Annotated in this window: 2 protein-coding genes; both read right to left on the bottom strand. The window is 68.6% G+C overall.

The features are described from left to right. Nucleotides 1-181 precede the first annotated feature (181 nt). On the bottom strand, nucleotides 182-4783 hold the full coding sequence (locus A7A76_RS12595; protein WP_206411507.1) for a beta strand repeat-containing protein: 4602 nt from the start codon (nucleotides 4781-4783) through the stop codon (nucleotides 182-184). Between the two features lie 1084 nt (nucleotides 4784-5867). Further along, nucleotides 5868-8869, bottom strand: a 3002-nt coding sequence (locus tag A7A76_RS12590; protein ID WP_206411506.1) for a beta strand repeat-containing protein, incomplete at its 5' end; no start/stop codon positions are given.

Genomic DNA, 8869 nt, shown 5'->3' with positions numbered 1-8869 from the left:
CGCGGTCGCGGCTTGCGCCGCTCCTACAGGTAGCCACCGCAGCATCGATTCCGACTGTAGGAGCGACGCAAGTCGCGACCGCGAAGCCGCAACTGCGACGCAACTTTCGACGTAGCCGCGATGGCGCGGCCGCGGCTCGCGCCGCTCCTACAGGGCGACGCCCGCAGGCGCCGCCCCACCATCACTGCACCGTGCAGCTGAACTCCAACGTCGCCGTCGCGCCGGCCGCCAGCAGGCCCAAGGTCACCCCGCTGGCCAGGTCGCCGACCGTGATCGCAGTGCCCGGACACGCCGCGCCCGTGCAGGTCACCGCATTACCGGCCGGACAGTTCAGGCCGGCCTGCGGCGTATCGCGCACCACCGCACCGGTCACGTCGGTGGCCGCGTGGTTGGTCACCACCACACGGTAGGTGGTGTTGGTGCCGGCCACCACCGTGTCGTCGGCCTGATCGCTGGAACCAGCGGCCGGCGTGTTGGTCTTGGTGATCGACAGGTCCGTCGTGCGCAAGGTGTTGGTGTAGGTGCACACCGCGGCATTGGCGCTGGTGATGGTCAGCGTGTTGGCCTGCTGGCCGTTCGTGCCGGACAGCGTGTGCCCGCCGGTACACGCCAGCGTCGTGCTGTAGTTCGCCGCGTTCGTGCCCGCTTCCGCCGGCAGCGTGATCGTGTCGCCGATGGTCACCACCACCGCCGCGCCGCTGTTGGCGGCGTTCGGCGCGGTCGCGTCGAACGCGGCGGTGTTGTTGGTGCCGCCCGTGGTCGCGCCGATGCTGACCTGATGCCCCGCCGTGCTGCCCGCCGCCCAGGCCTTGGCCAGTTGCAGCGTCGCGGTGCGCGGGGTGTTGGTGTAGGTACACACCGCCGCGGCGCTGCTGTTGATGGTCAGGGTATTGCTCTGCTGACCGTCGGTGCCCGACAAGGTGTGGCCGCCGGTGCACTGCACCGTGGTGGTGTAGTTGGCCAGGTTCGCGCCCGTTTCCGCCGGCAGCGTGACGATGTCGCCGACGTCGACGGCCACCGGCGTACCGCTGTCGGCCGCGGTCGGCGCGGTGGCGCCGAACGAAGCCGTGTTGTTAGTGCCGCCGGTGGTCGCGCCGATCGTCACCTGGTCGCCGGCGATGCTGCCCGCGGCCCAGGCCTTGGCCAACTGCAGGCTGGACTGGCGCTGGTTGGTGAAGGTACAGGCGATCGCGTTGCCGGCCGCGGTGTCCTGCGCGGTCAGCGCCACCGTGCGCGTGGCGGCGTCGAACTGGCCTTGCGCCGGCGCCGCGGTGCCGCCGTTGGGCGTCACCGTACAGGCCGCGCCCACCAATACCCAACCGGCCGGCGGCACGTCTTCGCTGACATTGGTCGCCGCGCCGACGGCGGTCAGCGCCTGCACCGGACCCGGCGTGCCCGGCGCGCCGGCCGCCGTGGTGGCGATGTCGGGATAGCTCTGGGCGCCGTTGCTGCCGCCGAAGCCGAACGTGTCGGTGCCGCCGTTGGAGACCTTGGTCACCTGCAGCGTCGGCCGCCTGGCGTTGGTGAACGTACAGGCGATCGTGCCGCTGCGCGTGACGTTGTTGCCGGGAACCTGGACGAGGTTGGGCGCGGCCGCGGTCGCGCTGAACCGGGTGGTGACGCCGGCCGACGTGGTGGAGTCGCAGAACGCCGACGTCACCGCGTAACCCAGCGTGGCGGCGTTCGTCTCCGTCACGCGCAGGAAGGTGTTGGGCGTCATGTTGACGGTGGCGCCGGTCGCGCCGGGCGCGCCGGCCTGGGTCGTGGTCAACTGCTGGCTGGTGGTGACCCCGCTCTGCACGATGTCGAAATTGAACGCGCCGCCGCCGTTGTCGCCCTGGGTGATCTTGGTGACGGTCAGCGCCGTCGGCCGCCAATTGTTCGTGAACCGGCAGGTGATGTCGTCATTGGCGGCAGGCGTGATCTGAAATTGCGTCCCCGACTGATTCGTCGGCATGACTGTCGTGCTGCCGGTCGTGGCATTCGTACAGCTATAGGTCGCAATATATGCCGTTATCGGCGCAGCGCTGCCAGGGGCCATCGCCTCCGACAGGGTGTAGCTCGAACCGGCATTGATCGCCTGTATTTCCGCGACCTCGGTCGGATTGGTGGTGGCTCCCGTCGTATTTACGGTGGCAGTCGCAGTGGGATTGCCGTCGCTGGGGCCAGAGATCGTCAAAGCAAACTGGTCGCTCGCGTTTCCGGCGCGATTATTGGGTAGAACCTTCATCAGGCGCAGGCGCGGACGGCTGTTGACGATGGTGCACACGGCGGTGTCGCCGGCCGCCAGCGTGAGCGTGTTGCCGACCACCGCGGCGCCGCCGTTGACCACGCAGCTGTAAGGCCCGGTCGCGTCATAGCCCACCGGGCCGTTGGCTTCGGCCAGGGTGTAAGTGCCCGGCGTGACGGCGGCATCGGTCACCGCCGCGCTGCCGTTCGCGCCGCTGAGATTGGTCGGGCCGGTCGCCGTCAGGGTCCAGGCGGTGGCCGCGGCGGTGCCGCGCGCCACCGTCTTGCTCAAGGTCAGCCGCGCCGGCTGGTCGTCGTTGGTGATGGTGCAGGTGGCCACGTCGCCCATGGCCAGGGTCAGGCTGTTGTTCGCCACCGGCGCGCCGCCGTTGACCACGCAGCTGAAGGCACCGGTCGCGGCATAGCCGGCCGGGCCGCCGCTCTCCGACAGCGTATACGTGCCGACCGGCACCGACGCATCGGTGATCGCCGCCTGCCCTTCCGTGCCGCTGGCGGTGGCCGGGCCGGTGGCGGTCAGCGTCCAGGCCGTATCCAGCGCCGTGCCGCCGTTGTCGTTGACGACGGTCTTGAGCAGCGTCAGGCGCGGCAGGCGGTTATTGGTGAAAGTACAGGCGATCGCATTGCCGGCCGCGGTGTCGGCCGCGGACAGGGTGAAGGTGCGGGTGGCGAGGTCGGCCGTGCCGGTCGCCGCGGCCGCGGTGCCGCCGTTCGGCGTGACCGTACAGGCGATGGCCGACAGCGCCCAGCCGGCCGGCGGGGCGTCTTCGGTAATCGTGGTGGCGGTGGCCGCCGTGGTCAGCGTCTGCTGCGCGCCGGCGGTGCCCGGCGCACCCGCCACCGTGGTCGTGATGCTGTGCGCGGCGATGCCGTTGCTGCCGCTGAAGCCGAACGTGTTCGTGCCGCTGTTGGAGACCTTGGTTACCGTCAGCGTGGGCGGCAAGATTCGATTGGTGAACGTACAGACCACATCGCGGGCGGCTCCGGCTTGCAACGCCAGGGCCGGCACCGTCAGCGTCCGCGTGGCGGCGTTGTAGCTGGTTCCCCCAAGCGCGGTGCCGTTGACGGTACACGACGGCGTGCCCGTGACCTGCCAGCCGCTGGCGACCGCTTCGGTGACCGTCGTCGAGGTGGTGGTGCTGGCAAAGGTCAGCGTCTGCTGCGCGCCTTGGGTGCCGGCGCCGCCGTCTGCGGCGGTTGTGATGGCGTGGTTGGCGATGCCGTTGCTGCCCGAGAAATTGAACGTGCCGGTGCCGCCGTTGCTGATCTTGTTGACGGTCAGGGTATTGGTCACCCAGGTCATCGGCACCGACTGGGCGGGGATGTTGAGGCCGGTCGAGCTGGTGTAGTTGGCCTGCGTATTGGTGAAGGTGCCCACCACATTGCTGACCACGTTCACGCTGACGGTGCAGGTGGTCGCGGCGGCGCCCGGGGTGCCGCCCGCCAGGTTGCCGCCGGACACGGTGAAGGTGCCGGCGCCGGCGGTTGCGCTCAGCGTGGTGCCGGCACCGCAGGTGGTGGTGGCATTCGGCGTGGGCGCAAGGACGACATTGGCGGGCAAGGTATCGGTGAAGCCCCAGCCCACCTTCGGGCCGTTGTCGCCATTGGTGTTGGTGATGGTGAAGGTCAGCCGCTTGACCTGGCCGACATAGTTGGAGGGGATGTCCACCGCCTTGGTCACGCTGGGCGTGACGTCCAGCGCGACGAAATTGTCCCAACCCCAGTCGTTGCCAGATTGCGTCGCCTGCTGGTTGATCATGGCGAAGATCAGCCCCCCACCTGTCACCAATGTCGATGCGCCGGCGCCCGTTGGCACGTAATTGGCCACGCGAACAGGATTCCCCCCCGCGGCACCAGAGCGCGGCGGTACGCCAGAATAAGTGCGCACATCCGCCGCCGCTGTGGTGCACAGGTCGATCTGGCCGCCAATCTGGGAGCCATTCAGGTTGACGGTCACCAAGGGATGGGGCGCGTTGCAGTTCGTTGCCGCGCCGGTAAATTGGAACGTGATGAAACGCCCGCTTCCTCCGGGAGGGATGCTTCCTGCCGGAAACGGGATCGGCTGCGCATTCCGCAAAATGGTACTGGGCACCGGCAAATTGGTCGCGCCGGAGGTATAGGCCGTAATGCCGATGTTCTGGTTATAGAGCGTCCGTTGGGCGGCGGTAAAACTTCCCCAAGTGCCAGACGGCGCATTGTTGTTGTAGGCACCAAGGCCTCTCAGAACCAGGGCCGAGTTGTCCCATTGACTGTTATTATTGTTCGGATTGAAACACGCGGCAGTGCCAACCGCATTGTTGTTGGACACACCTCCTGACGTCACCAATCCGTTGCAATCACGCAGCCAGGCCGGATCGGCGGTATAGGTGATGCCTCCAGGCCCGGTATAGGTATTGATCAGAATGGGATTGCCGGTGGCGCTGGCATTGCCGTTGTCGAACGTTTCCTGATAGATCACCGTCTGCGCCGCGGCCGGCAACGCGGCGCCCAGCAGCGCCAGCGACAACAGGGCGGCGAATGTGTTGCGCGTGTTCATGCCTTGCGCTGGCGCGGCGGAACCGGCGCCGAAAAGACCCTCGCCAGCAACGGAGTAGTCACACGCCAGCGGCGCGCGCGTTTTGGCGTCGCTCGCCGCTGCAGCTTCCGAATCACACATATCTGTGCCCCTTGAATCGCTTAATTTCCAAACCCAAACAAAAACCGCAAGCCATTAGCGTCGGCGGGTTGGTCCACCGATACCGCACACTGGAATATCGCTCGCAATCAGGGTTTCCGTGTTGGTCGTCGGATCGTCAGATACACAAGCTTTGGAGACCATAGGACACGACGCCTCATTAGCGGCCGCATTAGCGTCTATTGAAATTTCACTCATCCCATTCGCCTCTAACGCCATCGCATCCAGTCCGATCGAAGCTTCACTCATCTGTGTTTTTCCTCAGGGTGCCGGCGCGAAGGTCCCCACTGCAGCGGCGGAGCGGTCCGGGCGGCGTTGCGCCGCGGCCGGACGTTTCCTGATGATTCCTGGGTCAACGCTCGCGGCGGCGCGCTCGGGCGGGCCGGCCTGCTCTGTCCCTTCCCTCGTCTCATCGTGTTCCGCTCCGGCAGACGGACATCGCGACGCCCCGGATCGACCTCGCTTGGGCGCTTCGGTGGTGGGCTGGCGGCACCTCGGCGAGGTGTGGCGTGGGGTGCGCAGCGGTGGCGGGGCGAGCGAAGGGGGCGTTGGAGGGGCGGTTTTTGCGGGCGGACGCTTGGTGCCGGGCTGGTTTTTTTTTGCGGTGCGGGCGTCGGTGAGGGGCGTCGTTGGCGGGTTGGCGCGGTCGCGGCTTGCGCCGCTCCTACGGGTAGCCACCGCAGCACCGGTTCCGACTGTAGGAGCGACGCAAGTCGCGACCGCGATACTGCAGCTACGACGCAGCTTTCGACGTAGCCGCGATGGCGCGGTCGCGGCTTGCGCCGCTCCTACAGGTAGCCACCGCAGCATCGATTCCGACTGTAGGAGCGACGCAAGTCGCGACCGCGAAGCCGCAACTGCGACGCAACTTTCGACGTAGCCGCGATGGCGCGGCCGCGGCTCGCGCCGCTCCTACAGGGCGACGCCCGCAGGCGCCGCCCCACCATCACTGCACCGTGCAGCTGAACTCCAACGTCGCCGTCGCGCCGGCCGCCAGCAGGCCCAAGGTCACCCCGCTGGCCAGGTCGCCGACCGTGATCGCAGTGCCCGGACACGCCGCGCCCGTGCAGGTCACCGCATTACCGGCCGGACAGTTCAGGCCGGCCTGCGGCGTATCGCGCACCACCGCACCGGTCACGTCGGTGGCCGCGTGGTTGGTCACCACCACACGGTAGGTGGTGTTGGTGCCGGCCACCACCGTGTCGTCGGCCTGATCGCTGGAACCAGCGGCCGGCGTGTTGGTCTTGGTGATCGACAGGTCCGTCGTGCGCAAGGTGTTGGTGTAGGTGCACACCGCGGCATTGGCGCTGGTGATGGTCAGCGTGTTGGCCTGCTGGCCGTTCGTGCCGGACAGCGTGTGCCCGCCGGTACACGCCAGCGTCGTGCTGTAGTTCGCCGCGTTCGTGCCCGCTTCCGCCGGCAGCGTGATCGTGTCGCCGATGGTCACCACCACCGCCGCGCCGCTGTTGGCGGCGTTCGGCGCGGTCGCGTCGAACGCGGCGGTGTTGTTGGTGCCGCCCGTGGTCGCGCCGATGCTGACCTGATGCCCCGCCGTGCTGCCCGCCGCCCAGGCCTTGGCCAGTTGCAGCGTCGCGGTGCGCGGGGTGTTGGTGTAGGTACACACCGCCGCGGCGCTGCTGTTGATGGTCAGGGTATTGCTCTGCTGACCGTCGGTGCCCGACAAGGTGTGGCCGCCGGTGCACTGCACCGTGGTGGTGTAGTTGGCCAGGTTCGCGCCCGTTTCCGCCGGCAGCGTGACGATGTCGCCGACGTCGACGGCCACCGGCGTACCGCTGTCGGCCGCGGTCGGCGCGGTGGCGCCGAACGAAGCCGTGTTGTTAGTGCCGCCGGTGGTCGCGCCGATCGTCACCTGGTCGCCGGCGATGCTGCCCGCGGCCCAGGCCTTGGCCAACTGCAGGCTGGACTGGCGCTGGTTGGTGAAGGTACAGGCGATCGCGTTGCCGGCCGCGGTGTCCTGCGCGGTCAGCGCCACCGTGCGCGTGGCGGCGTCGAACTGGCCTTGCGCCGGCGCCGCGGTGCCGCCGTTGGGCGTCACCGTACAGGCCGCGCCCACCAATACCCAACCGGCCGGCGGCACGTCTTCGCTGACATTGGTCGCCGCGCCGACGGCGGTCAGCGCCTGCACCGGACCCGGCGTGCCCGGCGCGCCGGCCGCCGTGGTGGCGATGTCGGGATAGCTCTGGGCGCCGTTGCTGCCGCCGAAGCCGAACGTGTCGGTGCCGCCGTTGGAGACCTTGGTCACCTGCAGCGTCGGCCGCCTGGCGTTGGTGAACGTACAGGCGATCGTGCCGCTGCGCGTGACGTTGTTGCCGGGAACCTGGACGAGGTTGGGCGCGGCCGCGGTCGCGCTGAACCGGGTGGTGACGCCGGCCGACGTGGTGGAGTCGCAGAACGCCGACGTCACCGCGTAACCCAGCGTGGCGGCGTTCGTCTCCGTCACGCGCAGGAAGGTGTTGGGCGTCATGTTGACGGTGGCGCCGGTCGCGCCGGGCGCGCCGGCCTGGGTCGTGGTCAACTGCTGGCTGGTGGTGACCCCGCTCTGCACGATGTCGAAATTGAACGCGCCGCCGCCGTTGTCGCCCTGGGTGATCTTGGTGACGGTCAGCGCCGTCGGCCGCCAATTGTTCGTGAACCGGCAGGTGATGTCGTCATTGGCGGCAGGCGTGATCTGAAATTGCGTCCCCGACTGATTCGTCGGCATGACTGTCGTGCTGCCGGTCGTGGCATTCGTACAGCTATAGGTCGCAATATATGCCGTTATCGGCGCAGCGCTGCCAGGGGCCATCGCCTCCGACAGGGTGTAGCTCGAACCGGCATTGATCGCCTGTATTTCCGCGACCTCGGTCGGATTGGTGGTGGCTCCCGTCGTATTTACGGTGGCAGTCGCAGTGGGATTGCCGTCGCTGGGGCCAGAGATCGTCAAAGCAAACTGGTCGCTCGCGTTTCCGGCGCGATTATTGGGTAGAACCTTCATCAGGCGCAGGCGCGGACGGCTGTTGACGATGGTGCACACGGCGGTGTCGCCGGCCGCCAGCGTGAGCGTGTTGCCGACCACCGCGGCGCCGCCGTTGACCACGCAGCTGTAAGGCCCGGTCGCGTCATAGCCCACCGGGCCGTTGGCTTCGGCCAGGGTGTAAGTGCCCGGCGTGACGGCGGCATCGGTCACCGCCGCGCTGCCGTTCGCGCCGCTGAGATTGGTCGGGCCGGTCGCCGTCAGGGTCCAGGCGGTGGCCGCGGCGGTGCCGCGCGCCACCGTCTTGCTCAAGGTCAGCCGCGCCGGCTGGTCGTCGTTGGTGATGGTGCAGGTGGCCACGTCGCCCATGGCCAGGGTCAGGCTGTTGTTCGCCACCGGCGCGCCGCCGTTGACCACGCAGCTGAAGGCACCGGTCGCGGCATAGCCGGCCGGGCCGCCGCTCTCCGACAGCGTATACGTGCCGACCGGCACCGACGCATCGGTGATCGCCGCCTGCCCTTCCGTGCCGCTGGCGGTGGCCGGGCCGGTGGCGGTCAGCGTCCAGGCCGTATCCAGCGCCGTGCCGCCGTTGTCGTTGACGACGGTCTTGAGCAGCGTCAGGCGCGGCAGGCGGTTATTGGTGAAAGTACAGGCGATCGCATTGCCGGCCGCGGTGTCGGCCGCGGACAGGGTGAAGGTGCGGGTGGCGAGGTCGGCCGTGCCGGTCGCCGCGGCCGCGGTGCCGCCGTTCGGCGTGACCGTACAGGCGATGGCCGACAGCGCCCAGCCGGCCGGCGGGGCGTCTTCGGTAATCGTGGTGGCGGTGGCCGCCGTGGTCAGCGTCTGCTGCGCGCCGGCGGTGCCCGGCGCACCCGCCACCGTGGTCGTGATGCTGTGCGCGGCGATGCCGTTGCTGCCGCTGAAGCCGAACGTGTTCGTGCCGCTGTTGGAGACCTTGGTTACCGTCAGCGTGG

This window comes from Lysobacter enzymogenes (genome assembly GCF_017168095.1).
GTDB lineage: Bacteria > Pseudomonadota > Gammaproteobacteria > Xanthomonadales > Xanthomonadaceae > Lysobacter > Lysobacter enzymogenes_D.
Note: the sequence above shows the minus strand (reverse complement) of the source record. Positions and strands in the feature narration are given on the sequence as shown.

Bases quoted from the DNA above. Each gene is read 5' to 3' on its own strand.
- A7A76_RS12595 (WP_206411507.1), bottom strand. From the start codon at position 4,783: ATGAACACGCGCAACACATTCGCCGCCCTGTTGTCGCTGGCGCTGCTG.